The sequence below is a fragment of the Streptomyces filipinensis genome (genome assembly GCF_014649495.1).
Lineage (GTDB): Bacteria > Actinomycetota > Actinomycetes > Streptomycetales > Streptomycetaceae > Streptomyces > Streptomyces filipinensis.
In genome coordinates this window covers 77,291-96,858 of sequence record NZ_BMTD01000014.1, presented here as the reverse complement: position 1 = coordinate 96,858, position 19,568 = coordinate 77,291, and the positions used below count along the sequence as shown (strand labels likewise).

Here is a 19,568-nt window from a genome sequence, read left to right as displayed (position 1 = left end):
ATGCAGGGCACACCGTACGTTAAAGAAGGTGAAAGGATGCGCGGGGGAAAGAAAGAAGGGACGCCGAAGCGTCCCTTGCAACTCTGGCGGCCGGGTTTCGGTCGCCCGATCAACTGAGCGGTTGACACGGCAGCCCGATCGCTGCGACTGCTGTGGTGGAGCTGATGCAGTGATCAGGTGAGCGCAGGCTCCGCCTGGTGTGCGTCGATGCTCTCCATGATCCTGTCCTGAGAGGCGGCAGCCGACAGCGCTTCGTTCTCCGCCTGGATCCTTACCAGCTCGGACTCCAGGTCCTGTACACGCTGCTGCAGCCGTCGCATCTCGGCGAGGAGTCGCGGGTCGGAGCCGCCGACGTAACCGAGAAGCGCCTTTGCCATGATGGATGGTCCTCCACACTGAGTGACCGACCGATGCGGTGTGGGTCGTGAGGGATTCGCACCCGCGGTGCTTGGCACATTCGGGTGTTGCTCTGCTGTTGCTCCATGCCAAACAGCTAAGGTGCGCGGGGCTTTCAGCGTCTCACCAAAAAGTTTGACGGTCAACACGATCACGCCCTGTATTGGCGGGCAGACCGGGGCGCGCGGCCGGAAAAGCGGCGGCGCTGCGACTCACCCGGAGCCCTCAGGGCGTGACGATCAGCAGTACCAGCGGAGCCTGCCATGCTGGGCCGTTCTTGGCAACCACCAGGTCGTTTCCGCTTGCGCAGGCGCTCGCGGCAGCTCGCCGCGCGCCGGGCCGCGCGCCTTCGCGGATCCGGCTCAGCGGATGGCGAAGCCGTCGTAGCCGCCGCGCGGTGTGTCCCAGATCTCCGTGACTCCGTCGACCCGCCCGGGCGTGTCGTCGCCCTGGAGCCAGTCGAGGAGCCCCTCGCAGCCCTCCCGGGCCCCCTCCGCGACCACCTGGACCCGGCCGTCGGCCAGATTGAGAGCAAAACCACTCAGGCCGCCGATCTCCAGCGCCTTGGCACGCGTGAACCAGCGGAAACCCACACCCTGCACGCGTCCACGCACCCAGGCGACCAGTCGAACATCCTCGCTCATGGGGGCAACCTAACCGGGCGGTGTCGCTCAGCACACATCGTCCTCCGGCGGCATGGGGTACCGTCCCGAGCCAATGCATCTCATATGAAACTCACTCGATCGAGTGAGTCGGGTTGGCCAGAAGGAGTCACTCGCCGCGCAGGCTCCCGGCCGACCGCGAGGACGAGAAGAGGTCAGGGACATGGGACGCCACCGACGCATCGCCGCCGGCCGCGCCGCCTCGGGCCGCGCCACGGAGGGCATACGTACGGAGCGCTCCGCCACCGGGAGCGGGGACCCTCAGGACTGGTACGCGGATCGGGCGCCCAGGGGCATCGCGCCGTATCTGAACCCGGAGGCCTACGCCGAGGAGACCGCCAGGGCCCACGCCTATCTGTTCGCGGCGGGCGACGGCGGCCCGGCGGCCGAAGGCTCCGCGGGCGGCGGCTTCCCGCCGGCCGGCGCCCCCTCCCCCGGCCCCCGGCGCCGGAAGAGGGCCGGAAAGCCGGTCCGCACGGGCCTGCTCGGGGTGTCCGCGGCCGTCGCCCTCGGTACGGCCGCGGTGGCCACGGGCGTGGTGCCGGGTCTGCAGAACTACAAGCTCGGCGGCACCACGGAGACCGCCGGCGGCGAGCGGGTGCAGGCGGCGGGCACACCGAGCAACACGGCCGCGGAGCAGGGCGGCACCTCGGGCAGCGCCGACACCGGCGAGCGCGGCACGGGCACCGGCACCGGCCGGAACCCGGTGGGCCCGGAGTCCCCGCGCCCGTCCGTCTCCGCGTCGGCCTCGAAATCGGTCTCCCCCACGCCCGGCCCGTCGAAGACCGCGTCCGAGGAGCCGGCGCCGACCACCACGCCGTCCCGGCGGAAGACGACCCACGCCCCGTCGCCCGCGGCGACCATGTCACCCAAGACGCCCAGGAAGCCCACGGCGAGTTCCGCACCGGTGACCGTCTCGGCGCGGGCCGCCGCCGAGGCGGAGGTGCTCAAGCTGGTCAACCAGGAGCGGGCGAAGGTCGGGTGCAGCCCGCTGGCGGCGAACTCCTCGCTGACCCGGCTGGCCGAGTCGTTCAGCGACGACATGGCGGCGCGGGACTTCTTCGACCACACGGACCCCAACGGCAAGACGCCGTGGGACCGGGCCGCGGCGGCCGGCGTCACCGACCTCGGCGGCGAGAACATCGCCCGCGGCCAGGCCGACGCGGCGGCCGTGGTACAGGCCTGGATGAACAGCCCCGGCCACCGCGCCAACATCCTGAACTGCGACTTCAAGACCCTCGGAGTCGGCGTCCACTTCGGTCCCGGCGGCCCTTGGTGGACCCAGGACTTCGGGTACTGAGACAACCGCAGGTCAGGCGGCGTCGTGGTGGCCCAGGTACTCACTGAGAGCCTTGATGCCCTCCCCCGCGTCCAGCAGCACCGAGGCGTAGAAGTGCCGCAGCGCGTTCATGCCGTTGTCCCGCCCGGTCTCGGCACCCGCCGCCCGAAGTGCCGGCCGCCAGACGCGGTCGTTGAAGCGGTTCCGATCCCGCGGCAGCCCCCTGGTGCCGGTGGCGCGAGCCTCCCCGCTCGGGCCACCCCTCCGCGCGGGGGCGCTCGTTCAGCATGATGGGCGGTGGTGGTCAGGCACGCCAGGCCCCCAGGCCGACCAGCAGCTCCTCCTCGACCGCAGTCCGCTCCTCCGCGGGCGGGAATCCGCCCGACTGCGGCGCCGGCAAGGCGTCGGCCCTGAAACGTGCGTCGACGGCCTCTGGCACCGACAGCCAGATACGGTCCGGGGATGACTCGGTCGGGATCCACTGGTCCGGGTCGGTCAGCACCCCATGCAGCTCCCGGCGGTTCAAGACCGGGCGGAAGGATCGGACCACGGTCCGGACACCTGGCGGACATCCAGCCGCCCCCGCTCGACCAGGCCCAAGGCCGCCTCGGCCAGCCGGGGCGCCAGCTCCCGCGCTTCCCCCTGCGTGTAGCTACGCGGGGGCTGGGCCTCAGAGTCACCGGCCCAGCGCAGCGCCGCTCCGTAGTACTGCACCATGCCGGCCAGTTGGTGCTTCTGCATGGCTCGGCGCAGCAGCGCCTGCTCCGCCACGGCCATGGACGTCCACGTGCTCATGACCGGCATGGTTCCAGACACCCCGGAACCCTGGCGTCGAGGGCCCTGACCCGGCACCCTGGGACGGTCTTCGGGCCGTCCGAGGGCGGCCGACGACGACCGGCGCCGACCACCACGGACGCACCGAGGGCCCGCCGCGCTCGCCCGGCCGGGCCGTCCCGGGGCCGTCGGAGGGTGCTCGCCGGCGACCCACGACCGACGCCTTACAGCCCTCCGCGGCACGTCCGATGGTGCAACCGGCGCCCGCGGCATGCAGACGGCCGCCGCCGGTCACCACCGACGGTCGAGTCGGCGGTGACCGGCGGCGGCCGGTCCAGGGTTCGCTCAGGCGGCGGCCCGTCCCCGGGCGAAGACCTTCGCCGTCTCGGTGACCCGGCGGCCGAGGTGCTCGGCGGTGGCGACGTCCGCCTTGTGGACGCCCTCGGGGCCCTGGTCGTTGTTGCTCTGGGCGGCGGCGCCGGCGAAGAAGCCGAGGCGGTTGAGGTCGTTCTCGGATGCGGTGCTCGCGTTCCAGCCGGGGAGCAGGCCGAGGTTCACCCAGGTCATGCCGTGCTGGGCGGCGAGCGTCTGGAAGAACTGCAGGGTGTGCAGCTTGTCGCCGCTCTTGGAGGCCGAGTTGGTGAAGCCGGCGGCCAGCTTGTCCTTCCAGTCCTGGCCGAACCAGCGCTTGGAGGTCGCCTCGGCGAAGACGTGGAAGGCACCGGAGGCGGTGCCCATGTAGGTGGGCGAGCCGAAGACGATCGCGTCGGAGCGGTCCAGCGTCTCCCACTGGTCGTCGGTGATCTCGTCGACCTTGATCAGGTGCACCTCGGCACCCGCGTCGGCGGCCCCGGCACGGACGGCCTCGGCGAGGACGGCGGTGTGGCCGAAGCCGGAGTGGTAGGCGATGGAAACGACAGGGGTGGTCACAGAGGCTCCTCGAACGGGTGGGCTCGGATGGGCAGCTCAAGAGCAGTGACTTCAGGAAAGCACTAACCTCCAGTTAGTGCAAGCTAGTGGTTAGCGCTGCGCCCGCGTACCCTTGTCCCATGACCGCCACCACCCAGGACCAGGACGACCAGGCGCACGACGACCTGGCCTACAACGTCTTCGCCAAGTCCTGCCCGTCCCGCGGCACGCTGGAGCACGTCACGGGCCGCTGGGGCGGACTGACGCTCGGCGCGCTGTACGAGGGCTCGCTGCGCTTCAACGAGCTGCGCCGCCGCGTGGACGGCGTGAGCGAGAAGATGCTGTCCCAGACGCTGCACGCGCTGGAACGCGACGGTCTGGTGCACCGCGAGGCACAGCCGACGAACCCGCCGCGCGTGGACTACGAGCTGACCCCGCTGGGCCGACAGGTCACCGAGCGTCTGCTGGCGCTCATCCACTGCGTGGAGGGCGCCATGGACGACGTCCTCGCGGCACGCGCGCGTTACGACGAGACGCGCGGCGCCCTCTGACACTTCGGGCAGAAGTAGCTGGACCGGTTCATCCAGGGGCGCCGGCGCATCGGCGTGCCGCACCGCTTGCAGGGCAGGCCCTCGCGGCCGTAGGCGTCCAGGGACCGGTCGAAGTAGCCGGACTCGCCGTTGACGTTGACGTACAGGCTGTCGAAGCTGGTGCCGCCGACGGCGAGGGCCGCGTTCATCACGTCCCGGACATGGCCGAGGAGCGCCGTCGTGACCGGGCGGGTGAAGTTCGCCGTGGGGCGCTCGTAGTGGATGCGGGAGCGCCACAGCGCCTCGTCCGCGTAGATGTTGCCGACCCCGCTGATCAGCGACTGGTCCAGCAGGGCGCGCTTGATGGTGGTCCGCTTGCGGCGCAGTGCCTGGTGGAAGGCCTCGTCGTCGAACAGCGGATCGAGGGGGTCGCGGGCGATGTGCGCGATGACGTCGGGCAGGCCGTCGGGGGTGTTGTCGTGCAGCGACAGCCCGCCGAAGGTGCGCTGGTCGACGAACCGGAGCTCGGTGCCCAGGGAGTCGGCGAACCGGACCCGGATGCGCAGGTGCTTCTCGTCCGGCGTCCGAACGGGCTGCACCAGCAGCTGGCCGCTCATGCCGAGGTGGGCGAGGACGGACTGGTTGGTCTCCTCCAGCGGCAGCCACAGGTACTTGCCGCGGCGGCTGGGGGTGCCGATGTGATGGCCCTTGAGCCGGTGCGCGAAGTCGTCCGCGCCCGCGATGTGCCGGCGCACGGCGCGCGGGTGCAGCACCTCGACCTCGGCGACGGTGCGGTGGGCGACCCAGCGCGCGAGGCCACGCCGGACGACCTCGACCTCGGGCAACTCGGGCATGGGACCCCCGTACGAAGCGGTGGACGAGCCGAGCGCCCGCCCCACCGGGAACGGCGGGGCGGGCGCTCGGCGCTGTTGTGGGTCAGGCGGGGGCGGACGAGGACTCGCCGTCCTTGACGGCTTCCTTGGCCTCCTCGGCGGCCTGCTCGGCCTCCTTGGCTGCCTTGGCGCGCTCGTCCGCGGCGGCCTTGATGGCCCGCCAGGCGGACTCCGCGGCCTGCTGCTCCGCCTCCTTCTTGCTGCGGCCGGTGCCGGTGCCGTACGAGACGCCTCCGACGCGGGCGGCAGCAGTGAAGGTCTTCTCGTGATCGGGTCCGGTCTCCGTGACCAGGTACTCGGGCACACCGAGTCCTTCGGTCGCGGTCAGCTCCTGGAGACTGGTCTTCCAGTCCAGGCCGGCACCGAGGTTCGAGGACTTCTCGATCAGCGGGTCGAAGAGCCGGTGCACCAGCTCGGACGCCGAGTCGAGGCCCTGGTCGAGATAGACCGCGCCGATCACCGCTTCCAGGGTGTCGGCGAGAATGGACGCCTTGTCCCGGCCGCCCGTGCCCTCTTCACCGCGGCCGAGCCGGATGAAGGAGCCCAGGTCGAGGCCACGCCCGACCTCCGCCAGCGCACGCGAGTTGACCACCGCGGCCCGCAGCTTGGCCAGCTGGCCTTCGGGCAGGTCGGGGTGGGTTCGGTACAGCGTGTCCGTGACGACGAGGCCGAGGACGGAGTCACCGAGGAACTCCAGCCGCTCGTTCGTCGGCAGACCGCCGTTCTCGTACGCGTAGGAACGGTGGGTCAGCGCGCGCACCAGAAGGGCGGACTCGACCTGGTAGCCGAGCCGCCCTTCCAGAAGCGTGTGGGACGAGGCCGTGTTGTCCGCCTTCTTCTTGGCGGGTGCGTCCGCCTTGGCGTCTTCCGCCTTCTTGGGACTGGACACAGTGCCTCTCACCAGCCCGCTCAGACTTCGAGGACCTGGCGCTTGTTGTAGGTGCCGCAAGACGGGCACGCGATGTGCTGCTGCTTGGGCTCGTGGCAGCGCTCGCACGCAACCAGGGTGGGGACCGCAGCCTTCCACTGCGACCGGCGGTGGCGCGTGTTGCTGCGCGACATCTTCCGCTTCGGAACAGCCACGGCTACTTCTCCTGCTTCTCGTCGACGCCCGCTTCCGCGTCAGCGCCGCTCATCTCGTCCTTCTCGCCGTCTTCGAGTGAACCGGCGAGTCCCTGCAAAGCCGCCCAACGGATGTCGACGGCGTCGTGATGGTGGTCCGGGTCGTCCGCGAGCCGCGCTCCGCACTCGGAGCACAGACCCGGGCAGTCTTCCTGGCACACCGGCTGCATCGGCAGTGCGAGCACCACCGCATCGCGCAGCAGAGGTTCGAGGTCGAAGAGTCCGTCCTCGATGAAGAACCTGTCCTCGTCGTCCTCGGCGTCGTCGCCCGGTTCCGCGATCACGCGGCCCCGGTCGTCGGCGTCAGGGTACGAGAACAGTTCCTGGAAGTCCGCTTCGAGCTCCTGCCCGACCGGCTCCAGACACCTTACGCACTCCCCCTCGGCCTGTGCACGGGCGGTGCCTGTGACGAGCACCCCTTCCATGACCGACTCGAGCCGGAGTTCGAGCTCCACCGGTGCGCCTGCCGGCACTCCGATGACCCCCTGGATGCCGAGATCGGCGGGAGCGTCGATCGTGCGGGTCAGGCGCTGCAGCGCGCCAGGACGCCGACCCAGCTCGTGTGTGTCGAACACGAGGGGGTTGCGGTGGTCGAGGCGGGCGTTGGAAGCCATTCCTGCTTTCGATCTTCGAGCTCGGAGGGCCGCCGCCCGTCGGTACCGAGGGCAGCGGTGATCGCGGACGTACACGCGACCGAAGAGCCAGGATACTGGAGCTTTCGCTCAGGGCCCAATCCGGTACGTCACTGCAGCCCGCGCCCCTGCTCGTACGCCCGCAACTGCTCCGCACTGATCATGCCCGTGTCGAAGAGGCTGGTCTCGTCCAGAGCGTAGCCCTGCTGCGTCGGGTGCTGCGGGGACTGCTGGGCCTGCTGCGGGTCGTAGGCGGCCTGCTGGGGGTCGTAGGAGCCCTGGTAGGCGTAGGGGTCGGCCTGCTGGTAGCCGTACGGGTCCTGCCCCCCGTAGGCGGGCTGCTGCGGGAAGCCGGCGTAGGGGTCCGGCTGCTGCTGGTCGTAGGAGTAGGCCGGCTGCGGCTCGTACGAGGGCTGCTGCGGCTGCGACTGCCGGTCCGGGCGCTCGGCCGGGGTGTCCTGCTCGGCGAGGGCCGCGAGGTCGGCGAGGTAGTCGGCGTCGCTGGAGTGCTGGAAGGTCGTGGAGTCGTCGGCGAGGGCGCCGAGGTCGTCCGTGGCGATCCGGCCGTGCAGCTTCTGCCGGCCGCGCCCGACGGCCTCCAGCGTCTTGGCGAGGACCGCCTCGAAGGCACCCAGCTTGGCGTCGACGTACTGGTCGGCGTTGTGGCGCAGGGTCTCGGGGTCGTGGCTGCGCTCGGGGGCGTCCTCGTCCTCGTAGCCGTTCTCGTCCAGGCCCGGGCCGGTGCCGAGCAGCTTCTCGCGGCCACGGCCGACCGAGCCGAGCGTCTTGGTGAGGACGACCTCGAAGTTGGCGAGCTTGGAGTCGACGTAGTCGTCGGCCTCGGCGCGGATCTCCTCGGCCTCCTTGCGGGCCTCGGCCAGGATCCGGTCGGCCTCGGTCTGGGAGCGGCGGGCGATCTCGGTGTCGGAGATCAGCGAACCGCGTTCGGCGTGGGCGTTGCCGATGATCCGCTCGGCCTCCAGCCGGGCCTGCTCGACCATCTGCTCACGGTCGCCGATCAGCTCCTGCGCCTGCGCGAGCGAGCCGGGCAGCGCCTGGCGTACCTCTTCGAGCAGCGCGAGCAGCTCGGCGCGGTTGACCACGCACGACGCCGACATGGGCATGGACCGGGCGCCGGAGACCGTGGAGACGATCTCGTCGAGCTTCTTCTGCACGTCCACCTGTGCTCGCCACTCTCTACAGCCGGGTTGGAGACGGACGGGACGACTGTAGCCCCATCAGTCCTTGCGCAGGCGCTTGTTCAGGGCCTGGAGAACCGGCGCGGGCACCAGGTGGGAGACGTCGCCGCCCCAGGCGGCGACCTCCTTGACCAGGGAGGAGGAGAGGAAGCTGTACGTGGGGTTGGTGGGCACGAACAGCGTTTCGACACCGGTGAGGCCGATGTTCATCTGGGCCATCTGCAGCTCGTAGTCGAAGTCGCTGACGGCGCGCAGGCCCTTGACGATGGCGGGGATGTCGCGCTGCTTGCAGAAGTCGACGAGGAGGCCGTGGAAGGCCTCGACGCGGACGTTGGCGTAGTCGGCGGTGACCTCGCGGATCAGCTCGATCCGCTCGTCGATCTCGAACAGGCCCTTCTTGGACTTGTTGATCATCACCGCGACGTAGACCTCGTCGTACAGACGGGAGGCACGGGCGATGATGTCGAGATGTCCGTTGGTGATCGGGTCGAACGACCCGGGACAGACGGCGCGGCGCACTTGTGATCCCTCGCTCTCCGGTCCGGTCATCGTGCGTCTTCGCACGTAGAGGCGGCGCGACCGTACCAAAACGTTCCCTCGCCGTAGCGACGGGACCGGATCGCCGCGAAGCCGTCCGGCCAGCGGAATTCGCCGCCTCTGGTGCTGCGCTCCACGGTGACGAGCGCTTGCTCAGCGAGCCAGCTTTCCGAGCGGAGTGTGAGCAGAATCTCGCGAAGATCGTCGTCCGTGACGGCGTACGGCGGGTCGAGGAAGACCAGGTCGTACGGCTCCTGCGGGGGCGGTGACTTGATGATCTGTTCCGCTTTGCCCGCTCTGACCTCGGCGCCGGGGAGGCCCAGGTTCTTCACGTTGTCGCGGACGATCTTCGCTGCGCGGGCGTCGGCCTCGACCAGGAGCGTGTGGCTCGCGCCCCGGGAGAGGGCCTCCAGGCCCACGGCTCCGGAGCCGGCGTAGAGGTCGAGGACCCGTTCGCCGTCCAGGGGGCCGCCGAGGAGGGACTGCCAGGTGGAGAAGAGACCTTCGCGGGCGCGGTCCGATGTCGGCCGGGTTCCGGTGCCGGGTGGTACCGAGAGGCGACGGCCGCCTGCCCTGCCGGCGATCACGCGGGTCATCTTCAGTCCTTGTTCGGGGGTGGTGTACGGCTTCAGTCTCGCAGGCGGTCCGTCGTGGTCGCTCGCGCCCGCACGGCGGAGCCGTGTATCGGTACAGCCCCGCCCCCTGGGGTGCCGCCCTTCACCCCTTTTCCAGGTACTGCTCCCTCTCGTCGTCCAACAGCGCGTCCAGAGCCGTGCGCAGGCCCGGCAGGCGCTCCAGCTCCGGATCCGCCGCCACCAGCGCCGTCGCCTCCTCCCTCGCCTCCGCGATGACCTCCTCGTCCTCGATGACCGCCAGGACGCGCAGGCTGGAGCGGGCGCCGGACTGGGCCTGGCCGAGGACGTCGCCCTCCCGGCGTTGTTCCAGGTCGATGCGGGAGAGTTCGAAGCCGTCGAGGGTGGAGGCCACGGCGCCCAGGCGCTGGCGGGCGGGGCTGGCCTCGGGCATCTCGGTGACCAGGAGGCACAGGCCGGGGGCCGAGCCGCGGCCGACACGGCCGCGCAGCTGGTGGAGCTGGGAGACGCCGAAGCGGTCCGCGTCCATGATGACCATCACCGTGGCGTTGGGGACGTTCACACCGACCTCGATGACCGTGGTGGCGACCAGGACGTCCGTCTCGCCGGCCGTGAACCGGCGCATCACCGCGTCCTTGTCGTCGGGGTGCATGCGGCCGTGCAGGACCTCGACCCGCAGGCCCTGCAGGGGGCCGCGGCCCAGCTGCTCGGCCACCTCCAGGACGGCGAGCGGCGGGCGCTTCTCCGCCTCGTCCTCGGGGGACTTCTTCCCGCCGGCCTTCCCGGGGGCGACCGCCTCGTCGACGTCGTCGCCGATGCGGGGGCAGACGACGTACGCCTGGTGGCCGTTCGCCACCTCCTCGCGGACCCGTTCCCAGGCGCGGGCGAGGAAGTGGGGCTTGTCGGCGGCCGGGACCACATGGCTGGCGATCGGGGAGCGCCCTGCGGGGAGCTGGTCGAGGACGGAGGTCTCCAGGTCGCCGAAGACCGTCATGGCGACCGTGCGCGGGATCGGGGTGGCCGTCATCACCAGCAGGTGCGGCGGCTGTTTGCCCTTGCCCCGCAAGGCGTCGCGCTGCTCGACGCCGAAGCGGTGCTGTTCGTCGACCACGACCAGGCCGAGGTCGTGGAACTGGACCTTGTCCTCGATCAGGGCGTGCGTGCCGATGACGATGCCGGCCTCGCCGGTGACCAGGTCGAGCAGCGCCTGGCGGCGGGCGGCGGCGCCCATGGAGCCGGTGAGCAGGACGACCTTGGTGGCGTGCTCGGCGCCGCCCAGCATGCCGCCCTCGGCCAGCTCGCCCATCATCTCGGTGACCGAGCGGTGGTGCTGCTGGGCGAGGACCTCGGTGGGCGCCAGCATGGCCGCCTGTCCGCCCGCGTCGACCACGGCGAGCATGGCGCGCAGCGCCACCATGGTCTTGCCCGAACCGACTTCCCCCTGCAGCAGGCGGTGCATCGGGTGCTCCGTGGCGAGGTCGTCGAAGATCTCCCTGGAGACCTTCTGCTGTCCCTCGGTGAGGGTGAAGGGGAGACGGTCGTCGAAGGCCGTGAGGAGGCCGTCCGGCCGGGGGGTGCGGGGGACGGCGGGGAGTTGGGCGTCCGCGTGGCGGCGGCGGGCCAGGGCGACCTGGAGGACGAAGGCCTCGTCCCACTTCAGACGGTCGCGGGCGCCCGCGATGTCCGCCTTGGTGTGCGGTCGGTGGATCTTCAGGAGGGCCTCGGGGAGCGGGAGCAGGCCGCGGCCCTCGCGCAGGGAGGGCGGCAGCGGGTCGACGGCCTCCTGGGCGGTGGGCAGCACCGTCTGGACCGCCTTGCCGATCTTCCAGGACTCCAGCTTGGCCGTGGCCGGGTAGAGGGGGATCAGGGCGCCGGCCCAGCTCTCGACCGCCTCCTCGCCGTCGCCGCGCAGCAACTCGTAGGCCGGATGGGCCAGTTGGAGGCGACGGTTGAAGACCGAGACCTTGCCGGCGAACATCGCGCGGGTGCCCGGCAGCAGCTCCTTGTGGGGCTTGTGGACGCCGTTGCCGAAGAAGACCAGCTGGAGCCGGCCGCTGCCGTCGGTGATCGTGACCTCCAGGCGCTGGCCCTTGCCGCGGGGGGCCTTGGCGGAGGCGAAGGAGTGCAGCCGGGCGTCGGCGACCTGCGCGACCACCGTGACGTGCTCGTCCATGGGGAGGTCGGCGAGATGGGTGAGCTGACCGCGCTCCTCGTATCTGCGCGGGTAGTGGTGGAGGAGGTCGCCTACGGTGTGCAGGCCGAGATGCTCGGCCATCACCTTCGCGGTGGCGGGGCCGAGCACTGACTTCAGGGGCTGCTTCAGTGGTTCTTCCAGTGCGGGCACGAGATCCATTGCACACCACGCCACTGACAATGCCGTATACGCTTCGGGAAAGTCCTGGTCAGACGGTTCGTTCGGGCTCTAGGATGGCGCGCTCCGGCCATCCCCTCCGCGGTCACCGCCCCACCGGGACCGCCCGACCCCGCGCCGTGCGAGCTCCCCCGGTCCGCGGCGCCGTGACGATGGACTCCCAGAATTCGCAGCCATCCCAGGCATCCCGGTCACCTCACCCACCCCATGCGTTCCAGGTCGACCTGCGCGGGCTGGTGGACCTGCTCTCGCATCACCTCTACTCCAGCCCGAAGGTCTACCTGCGCGAACTGCTGCAGAACGCCGTGGACGCGATCACCGCCCGGCGGGCCGGGCAGCCGGACGCGCCGGCGCTGGTCCGGCTGCACCCCGCGGACGGCGGCCTGCGCGTGGAGGACAGCGGCATAGGGCTCACCGAGGCGGACGTGCACGACCTGCTGGCCACCATCGGGCGCAGCTCCAAACGGGCCGAGGGCCTGCAGGAGGCCCGCTCGGACTTCCTCGGCCAGTTCGGCATCGGCCTGCTCGCCTGCTTCGTGGTCGCCGAGCGGATCCGGGTGGTCAGCCGCAGCGCCCGTACGCCCGACGCGCCACCGGTGGAGTGGACGGCGAGCGACGACGGGTCGTACACCGTGCGCACCCTGCCCGGCTCGGCGCGCCCCGAGCCCGGCACGACGGTGTACTTGAGCCCGCGGGCCGGGGCGGCCGAGTGGCTGTCGCCCGACCGGGTCCGCACCCTCGCCCGCGACTTCGGCTCGCTGCTGCCGTACGACGTGCGGGTGGGCGAGGAGCCGGTCACCGCGCTGCCCGCGCCCTGGGACCGGCCGTATCCGTCTCCCGCCGCGCGCCGGATCGCGCTGGCCCGGCACTGCCGGGAGCTGTTCGGGTTCGCGCCGCTGGACTCGATCGACCTGGACGTGCCGCTGGCCGGGATCCGCGGGGTGGCGTACGTGCTGCCGTCGGCGGTGAGCCCCGCCCAGCGGGCGACCCACCGGGTGCACCTGAAGGGCATGCTGCTGACCGAGCGGGCCGAACAGGTGCTGCCGGACTGGGCGTTCTTCGTGCGCTGCGTGCTGGACACCGACAGCCTGCGGCCGACGGCCTCGCGCGAGTCGCTGTACGAGGACGAGACGCTGGCCGCCGTGCGGGAGGCACTGGGCGAAAGGATCCGCTCGTGGCTCACGGGGCTCGCCGCCGGTGATCCGGAGCGGCTGGAGGCGTTCCTCGCCGTGCACCACCTGGGCGTGAAGTCCCTCGCCCGGCACGACCACGGGATGCTGCGCACGATGCTGCCCTGGCTGCCGTTCGAGACGACCGACGGACAGCTGTCCCTGGAGGAGTTCGCGCAGCGCCACCCGGTGGTGCACTTCACCCGTACCGTCGAGGAGTACCGGCAGGTCGCGCCGATCGCCTCCGCGCAGGGCATCGGCGTGGTCAACGGCGGCTACACCTACGACAGCGACCTGGTCGAGGCGCTGCCGTCGGTGCGGCCGGGGACGGTGGTCGCCGAGCTGGACGCGGACACCGTGACCGCGCACCTGGACGGGGTCGACCCGGGCGAGGAGCTGGCCCTGTCCGGTTTCCTGGCGACCGCGCGGGCGAAGCTCGACCCCCTGGGCTGCGACGTCGTACTCCGGGCCTTCCATCCGCTGTCCGTGCCCGCCCTGCACCTGGACGACCGGGCCGCCCGGCACGAGCAGGCCCGGGCGGCGGCCGAGGAGCAGGCCGACGACCTCTGGGCGGGCATCCTCGGCTCGCTGCGCGGCAGCGCCCCGCGCGCGCGTCTGGTGCTCAACCATCTCAACCCGCTGGTGCGCAGGATCGGTTCGCTCGGGGACGCGGAACTGGTCGGCACCGCCACCGAGTCGCTGTACGGGCAGGCCCTGCTGATGGCGCAGCGCCCGCTCAGGCCGGCGGACTCGGCGCTGCTGAACCGGGCGTTCATCGGCCTGCTGGAGTGGGCGACCCATGGGGAGGGTGAGGCGCGATGAACGAGATCACGGACTTCGACGCGCTGCGCCGGGCGCTGGCGGAGAACTCCGGGCAACCGGAGGGCCCGGCCCGCAACGCGCGCGCGGAGCAGCTGCTCGCCGAGGCCGAGCGGCTGGACGTCCCGCTCGCCGTGATCGAGGCGCTCGGGCACCAGCTGAAGGTCTACAACTACAGCTCCGAGAAGGACAAGATGTTCGTCCCGTTCGCGCGGCTGCTGCGCATGTGGGACGAACGGCCCGAGGACTTCGACGCGTGCGAGGCGCACTCGCTGCACTGGGTCTTCAAGTGGATGTCGTCGGGCATGCTGGACCAGCCGCACATCCCGCTCGCCTCGATCACGAAGTGGCTCGGCGAGATGGAGCACCGCTACCGGCTCGCCGGGTACTCCGAACGGGCCGTGCGCGGCGCCGAGTTCAGTGTGGCCGCGCACGTCGGGGACCTGGTGCGGGCGGAGCGGGCGTACGCGGCATGGCTCGCCGCGGACCGCGACGAGATGGCCGACTGCCACGCCTGCGAGCTGCACGGGCAGGGCACCTGGCAGGCCGAGCGCGGCCGCGACGTCGAGGCGCTCGAACTCTGGCGGCCGGTGCTGGCGGGCGAGTTCGCCTGCGCGCACGAACCGCACACCGTGCTCGCCTCCTCGCTGGCCCCGCTGCTGCGTCTGGGCCGCCTGGACGAGGCCCGAGCGAACCACCTGCGGGGCTTGCGTCTCGTACGCCCGATGGAGTCGATGCGCGGAGCGTACGCCGACCATGTGGAGTTCTGCGCGCTGACCGGCAACGAGGCACGCGCCCTGGAGCTGCTCGCCGAGCGGCCGGCGTACTTCACGGACACCGGGCAGCCGCGCAGCCGGCTGGAGTTCCTGGCCGTGGTGGTCCTGCTGATGGACCGGCTGACCGGGCTGGGCCTCGCCGGGCAGCGGGTGCCGGGGCCGGCCGGGCGGGCGTGGACCGCGGGGGAACTCGCCGGGCACGCGCGCGGGGAGGCGCTGGACCTGGCCGAGCGGTTCGACCGGCGCAACGGCACGTCGTACGTCGGCGACCGGACACGCGCGCGTATGGCGCAACGGCCGGTGGTGGAGCGCCTTCCGCTGGGCGTGCGCACGGTACGCCCGGCACCGGCACCGCCACCGGCACCGGCGCCGGTGACCGCAGCCGCGGCGCCCGAGGTCCCGGAGGCGTCCGACCTCGCGGCCCTCCTCGCCGAGGCCCGGCGGCTGTCGGACACCCTGCAGCCGCACGCCCTCGACGCCTGGGCGGCGGTCGCACGGGCCGCACGCGACGCGGAGCCGGCGCCGGCGACGCGCGACCGCGCGGAGATCGCCGACCACGAGGCGATGGCCCGCGGCCCCGAGGGCATCGAGCTGTTCGAACGGGCGGCTGTGCTGTACGCGGAAGCGGGCGATCCCGGGGAGGCGCTGGCGGCACGCGCGCGTGGGGCGTACGTCCGTGCCCTGACGGGCGAGGTGGACGCGGCGCTCGACACGGTCACCGGCCTGTACGACGAGGCACTGGCCCTCTACGCCTCGAAGGCCACCGGCCTGCGGCAGACGGCGTCGGTCCTGATGAGCCGGGCCCGGATCCTGATGCGACGCCTGCACGAGGCCCCGGTCTTCGAGAAGGAGGCCCGTCCGGACGGCCCCACGGGAACCCCACCCCCACCGGAAGGCCCCAGGGGGCCGAACCTGGCCGGGGTGACGCTCGGGGCACCGGCGACCGAGGAGCCTGGGCCGGAGGGGGCGTCAGCGGCCGAAGGGCTGGGGCCGGACGGGGCTGCGGTGGGGGCACCGGCGACCGAGGAGCAGCCGGGCGGGGGTGCGGCCGGGCCGGGCGGGGCTCCGCTGGGCGGGGGCGCGGTGGTGGGGGACGATCCGGGTGTGGTGGCGGCCGGGCGTGCTGTGCGGGAAGTGCTTGCGCTGGTCGGGGAGCGGGGGGCGGACGATGTGCGGCTGGCCGGTCGGGCCGCGGAGGCGCGGGCCATGCTCGCCGAGCTGGCCGCGCACACCGGGGACGCCGGGCAGGCGGCCAAGCTGTTCCGGCGGGCCGCCGCCGACTACGTGGCCGCCGGACTCCCCTGGTTCACGGTCGAGTACGAGGTGCAGGTCGCCGCACTGGCCCACCAGGCCGGCGACCTGGCCGAGGCCGAGCGGGCGCTGCGGGCCGCCCTGGAGCACGGCGGGCCGTACGTGGAGCCGGTCGGGCGGGCCCAGCTGCATCTGCAGCTCGCCGAGGTGATCGGCGGCCGGGGCGAGAGCGCCGAAGCTTCCGAGCACGCGCTGCAGGCCGCGTACTGGGCCGACGAGGCCGGTGAGAGCGGCACGCTGGGCGCCTGGGCGCGGCAGCAGCTGGGCGGGCTCCTGCTCGGCCAGGGGCGCTGCGCGGAGGCCGCCGAGGTACTGGAGTCGGCGCTGGCCGACCTGTCCGCCCGCACGCACGGCGAGGGGAGCGTCGTACAGGCGCTGTGGTGGCTCGGCGACTGCCTGAGCGAGCTGGGCGACCACCGCGCGGCCGCCGACCGCCGGCTGCGGGCGGCCGAGATCGCCCGGCACTGGCCCGAGCAGCAGGATCACGCCACGCTCGCCCACCTCGCCGGCGAGTCCCTGAGCAACGCCGGTCTGGCGGCGGAGGCGGACCGGGCCTACGCGCGCGCGGGCGATCTGTGGCGCGCGCTGGGCAACGCGCCCTTCCTCGTCCGGTCCCTGCGTGCCCGCAGCTGGCTGGCGCTGCGCGGGGAGGCCGGAGCGGAGGGCGCGCGCGAGCTGATGGCGGAGGCGGTGCGGGAGTGCGAGCGGGCGCTGGAGGCCGCGGCCGACCCGGCGTCCCGGGAACAGCTCACGGAGGAACTGGCCGCCACCCATCGCCAGTTCGGCGATCTGCTGGTCCGCTCGGCGGCCGAGCAGGCCGAGCAGACCGAGGAGGCCCACGACGGTGTCGTCCGGGCCGTGTGCGAGGCGGCGCTGGTCCAGCTGGAACGGGCGGCAGCGCTGTTCGCCACACGGGGCGCGGAGGGGCTGCACAGCCGTACCGGTGCCGAGCTCGCGGCGGGCCGGCTGGAAGCGGACCTCGGGCGCCCCGCGGAGGCGGCGGCACGCGCGCGTGCCGTACTCGCGGCCTACGAGTACGCGGGCGAGGAGGACCCGACCGTCCGGGCGCGGCGCGCGGAGGCGGCCGAGGTGCTCGGGACGGCGTCGCCGGACCGGGGCGCACCGAAGTCGTGAGGCCGGAGCGCGCCGGGAGTGCGCCGGTGCGTCACTCGACGCCGATGAGCAGCAGGGTCCCCTGCCGGCCACCCCGGTACACCACGGTGTCCACGGCGAGGTAGGACTCCCGTACCCGGGTCTCCAGATGGTCGGCGACGTTCTCGGGGGCGTCGTCGCCGACGACCAGGGTGACCAGCTCGCCGCCGGCCTGGAGCATCCGGTCCAGGACGGTCGCGGCGGTGGCGGCGACGTCGGGGCCGATCACCGCCACGTCACCGTCGATCAGCCCGAGCACGTCCCCCGCCTGGCAGATCCCGGCCGTCGTCCAGGACTGGCGTTCGGCGACGACGACCTCGGCGTACCGGGTGGCGCCCGCCGCCGAGGTCATCTGGACGACGTCCTCGTCGAACCGGCGCTGCGGCTCGTGCACGGCGAGCGCGGCGATGCCCTGGACCGCCGAGCGGGTCGGGATCAGGGCCACGCGGATGCCCTCGGCGCGGGCCTGCTCGACGGCCGCGGCGGCCGTGTGGCGCAGCTCGGCGTCGTTGGGCAGCAGGACGACCTCGCGCGCGTGGGCCCGCCGTACCGCCTCCACCAGCTCCCCGCCCGCCGGCGGCTCCCCCGGCCGCGCGAGAACGGTGGTCGCGCCCGCCTCGGTGTAGAGCCCGGCCAGGCCCTCGCCGGGGACGACGGCGACGACGGCCCGCTGGGCCCGCTCGCGCGGGGACCGCTCGCCGCCGGTGTGCACGTCCGCGAGGCCGAAGTGGGTGATCCGGATCCGGTAGGGCCGCCCGGCCTCCACGCCGGCCTCCACCGCGGCGCCCGCGTCGTCGACGTGCACATGGACGTTCCACAGCCCGTCGCCGCCGACCACGACCAGGGAGTCGCCGAGGGCGTCGAGGCGTTCCCGGAGCCGGGCCACGGCCGTGTCGTCGGCTTCCAGGAGGTAGATCACCTCGTAGGCGGGCCCGAGGGCCTGGGTGCCGTCGACGCACGGCCCGGCGGAGGACGCCGGGACCGCGGACGGGCCGGCATCGGAAACGGCCGCCACGCATGCGTGCCCCGCATGAGCACCGCCCGCGACCCCGACGCCGTCCGCTGCGGCCTCGCCAGCGCCCACAGCCCCGCCGACGCCCCCGGCCCCGACCGTGTCCGAGACCCGCCAGACCTCCCGCGCCGCCGCGGCCTGTCCCGCCACCAGGCCCTCCCGGGCCACCGGAACCTCCCGCCCTGTCGGAGCCTCCCGCACCGCCTCCCCCGTGAACGCCTCCACCAGCGCCCCGAGCACCGCCACGAGACCGCGTCCGCCCGCGTCGACCACCCCGGCCCGGCCGAGCACGGGCAGCTGGCCGGGGGTGGCCGCGAGGGCCGTCCGCGCACCCTCGTAGGCCGCCCGCGCGACCGTCCCGCAGTCGCCCTCCGCCCCCTCGGCGGCATCGGCGGCGGCCGAGGCGACCGTCAGGACCGTGCCCTCGACGGGGTGGGCCACGGCCTGCCGGGCGGAGTCGGCGGCCCGCCTGAGCGCCAGCCGCAGTCCCGCGCCGCCGACGTGAGCCGCCTCACTCCCGCGGTCGTCCGCGAGCACCTGCGCCATGCCCCGCAGCAGCTGCGCCAGGATCGTCCCGGAGTTGCCGCGGGCCCCGATGAGCGCCCCGTGGGCCATCGCGTGCACGGCGTCGGCCAGGGAGGGCTCCCCGGCACCCGTCTCGTACCCGGCGAACACCGCCTCCACGGCCGTCGCCGCCGACTCCAGGGTGAAATACAGGTTCGTCCCGGTGTCGCCGTCGGCCACCGGATAGACGTTGATCGCGTCGATCTCCTCACGCGCGCGCCCCAGCGCTCTGAGCGCCAGACCGCACCAGGTGCGCACCGCGAGAGCATCGAAGAACGTCTGCGGCACCTGCGCCACCTGCGCCTCCCTGAGCTGGACGTGGGACGCAGCGTAGACCCCGGGACCGTGTCCACCGGAAGAGGGCCGGGAGCGGGGCCCTGAACTGCCATGGTAGTTTCCTTGTACGGACGCAGCCGTTGTATGCTGCTCCGGTTGCCCGATCCTGATCGGGCCGTTCCCCTGGCAACGCCACTCAGATCTCAGGTCGTACGATCTCGATCCCGGCATGCCGGGATTAACCGTAAGTGCATCTGAAGTCTTTGGAGTGACCCGTGGCTGCCAACTGCGACGTCTGCGGCAAGGGGCCGGGCTTCGGCAACAACATCTCGCACTCGCACCGCCGTACGTCCCGCCGCTGGAACCCGAACATCCAGCGTGTGCGTACCGTGGTCGGCGGGACGCCGAAGCGCGTGAACGCTTGCACCTCGTGCATCAAGGCCGGCAAGGTCTCGCGCTGACGCTACAGCTGAGCGCGCGGCCACTGCCTGGTTCGCTGCACTGAGCCGGTCCACCTCCGGGTGGGCCGGCTTTTTGCCGTACCCGGACTCAGTCCCCCGGCCGTACCCGGGGCCCTTCGCCGCCTGCCAGA

At 72.6% G+C, this 19,568-nt stretch carries 19 protein-coding genes and 1 pseudogene; 5 read left to right on the top strand and 15 right to left on the bottom strand.

The window, feature by feature from the left end:
* Positions 1 to 173: 173 nt before the first annotated feature.
* Together IE244_RS28100 and IE244_RS28095 are read right to left on the bottom strand one after the other, a co-directional pair.
* Positions 174 to 377: a hypothetical protein gene (locus IE244_RS28100; protein ID WP_031167290.1), complete on the bottom strand. Its 204-nt coding sequence runs from the start codon at positions 375 to 377 to the stop codon at positions 174 to 176.
* A 381-nt stretch (positions 378 to 758) separates the two neighbouring features.
* A complete protein-coding gene (locus IE244_RS28095; protein ID WP_031167288.1) occupies positions 759 to 1,040 on the bottom strand; it encodes an acylphosphatase in 282 nt (93 codons plus the stop codon).
* 181 nt (positions 1,041 to 1,221) lie between these two features.
* Between IE244_RS28095 and IE244_RS28090 the strand changes: the two genes are divergently transcribed.
* Positions 1,222 to 2,358: a CAP domain-containing protein gene (locus IE244_RS28090; protein ID WP_191876370.1), complete on the top strand. Its 1,137-nt coding sequence runs from the start codon at positions 1,222 to 1,224 to the stop codon at positions 2,356 to 2,358.
* A gap of 21 nt (positions 2,359 to 2,379) precedes the next feature.
* Here the strand turns inward: IE244_RS28090 and IE244_RS28085 are convergent.
* From IE244_RS28085 to IE244_RS28070, 4 genes and pseudogenes are all read right to left on the bottom strand, one after another.
* Positions 2,380 to 2,556, bottom strand: a pseudogene (locus tag IE244_RS28085) (site-specific integrase); the annotation flags it as partial.
* 85 nt (positions 2,557 to 2,641) lie between these two features.
* Positions 2,642 to 2,839 carry a hypothetical protein gene (locus IE244_RS28080; protein WP_191876369.1) on the bottom strand — a complete coding sequence of 66 codons (198 nt, stop codon included), beginning with the start codon at positions 2,837 to 2,839 and terminating at the stop codon, positions 2,642 to 2,644.
* A 20-nt stretch (positions 2,840 to 2,859) separates the two neighbouring features.
* Positions 2,860 to 3,132, bottom strand: coding sequence for a hypothetical protein (locus IE244_RS28075; protein WP_191876368.1), 273 nt, complete (start codon positions 3,130 to 3,132; stop codon positions 2,860 to 2,862).
* A gap of 324 nt (positions 3,133 to 3,456) precedes the next feature.
* Positions 3,457 to 4,041, bottom strand: a complete 585-nt coding sequence (locus tag IE244_RS28070) for a flavodoxin family protein (protein ID WP_191876367.1) — start codon at positions 4,039 to 4,041, stop codon at positions 3,457 to 3,459.
* A gap of 119 nt (positions 4,042 to 4,160) precedes the next feature.
* On the opposite strand from IE244_RS28070, the gene IE244_RS28065 reads away from it, so the two are divergent.
* Positions 4,161 to 4,571, top strand: coding sequence for a winged helix-turn-helix transcriptional regulator (locus tag IE244_RS28065; protein WP_191876366.1), 411 nt, complete (start codon positions 4,161 to 4,163; stop codon positions 4,569 to 4,571).
* Here the strand turns inward: IE244_RS28065 and mutM are convergent.
* From mutM to recG, 8 genes are all read right to left on the bottom strand, one after another.
* A complete protein-coding gene (gene mutM, locus IE244_RS28060; protein ID WP_191876365.1) occupies positions 4,544 to 5,404 on the bottom strand; it encodes a bifunctional DNA-formamidopyrimidine glycosylase/DNA-(apurinic or apyrimidinic site) lyase in 861 nt (286 codons plus the stop codon). The genes IE244_RS28065 and mutM overlap by 28 nt on opposite strands.
* An 82-nt stretch (positions 5,405 to 5,486) precedes the next feature.
* Positions 5,487 to 6,344 (bottom strand): ribonuclease III, encoded by an 858-nt coding sequence (gene rnc, locus IE244_RS28055; RefSeq protein ID WP_191876364.1) that lies wholly within the window; start codon positions 6,342 to 6,344, stop codon positions 5,487 to 5,489.
* An 8-nt stretch (positions 6,345 to 6,352) separates the two neighbouring features.
* The gene (gene rpmF / locus IE244_RS28050) at positions 6,353 to 6,526 is read right to left on the bottom strand and encodes a 50S ribosomal protein L32 (protein WP_003951102.1); all 174 of its coding nucleotides are present in this window, start codon (positions 6,524 to 6,526) and stop codon (positions 6,353 to 6,355) included.
* Between the two features lie 2 nt (positions 6,527 to 6,528).
* Positions 6,529 to 7,179 (bottom strand): YceD family protein, encoded by a 651-nt coding sequence (locus tag IE244_RS28045; protein WP_191876363.1) that lies wholly within the window; start codon positions 7,177 to 7,179, stop codon positions 6,529 to 6,531.
* Between the two features lie 128 nt (positions 7,180 to 7,307).
* Positions 7,308 to 8,378, bottom strand: a complete 1,071-nt coding sequence (locus IE244_RS28040; protein WP_191876362.1) for a F0F1 ATP synthase subunit B — start codon at positions 8,376 to 8,378, stop codon at positions 7,308 to 7,310.
* Positions 8,379 to 8,435: 57 nt separating this feature from the next.
* Entirely contained in the window at positions 8,436 to 8,915 is a 480-nt protein-coding gene (gene coaD / locus IE244_RS28035) for a pantetheine-phosphate adenylyltransferase (protein WP_191876361.1), read from the bottom strand.
* Between the two features lie 26 nt (positions 8,916 to 8,941).
* A complete protein-coding gene (gene rsmD, locus IE244_RS28030; protein WP_191876360.1) occupies positions 8,942 to 9,529 on the bottom strand; it encodes a 16S rRNA (guanine(966)-N(2))-methyltransferase RsmD in 588 nt (195 codons plus the stop codon).
* A 121-nt stretch (positions 9,530 to 9,650) separates the two neighbouring features.
* On the bottom strand, positions 9,651 to 11,879 hold the full coding sequence (gene recG, locus IE244_RS28025; protein ID WP_191876359.1) for an ATP-dependent DNA helicase RecG: 2,229 nt from the start codon (positions 11,877 to 11,879) through the stop codon (positions 9,651 to 9,653).
* A gap of 170 nt (positions 11,880 to 12,049) precedes the next feature.
* On the opposite strand from recG, the gene IE244_RS28020 reads away from it, so the two are divergent.
* Both IE244_RS28020 and IE244_RS28015 read left to right on the top strand, forming a co-directional pair.
* Entirely contained in the window at positions 12,050 to 13,888 is a 1,839-nt protein-coding gene (locus tag IE244_RS28020; RefSeq protein WP_191876358.1) for an HSP90 family protein, read from the top strand.
* On the top strand, positions 13,885 to 17,106 hold the full coding sequence (locus IE244_RS28015) for an ATP-binding protein (RefSeq protein ID WP_191876357.1): 3,222 nt from the start codon (positions 13,885 to 13,887) through the stop codon (positions 17,104 to 17,106). The genes IE244_RS28020 and IE244_RS28015 overlap by 4 nt, the downstream gene beginning before the upstream one ends.
* A gap of 31 nt (positions 17,107 to 17,137) precedes the next feature.
* On the opposite strand, the gene fakA is transcribed toward IE244_RS28015, so the two are convergent.
* On the bottom strand, positions 17,138 to 18,997 hold the full coding sequence (gene fakA, locus IE244_RS28010) for a DAK2 domain-containing protein (RefSeq protein ID WP_191876356.1): 1,860 nt from the start codon (positions 18,995 to 18,997) through the stop codon (positions 17,138 to 17,140).
* Between the two features lie 254 nt (positions 18,998 to 19,251).
* On the opposite strand from fakA, the gene rpmB reads away from it, so the two are divergent.
* Positions 19,252 to 19,437, top strand: a complete 186-nt coding sequence (gene rpmB, locus IE244_RS28005; RefSeq protein ID WP_003993230.1) for a 50S ribosomal protein L28 — start codon at positions 19,252 to 19,254, stop codon at positions 19,435 to 19,437.
* The last annotated feature ends 131 nt before the right edge of the window (positions 19,438 to 19,568 follow it).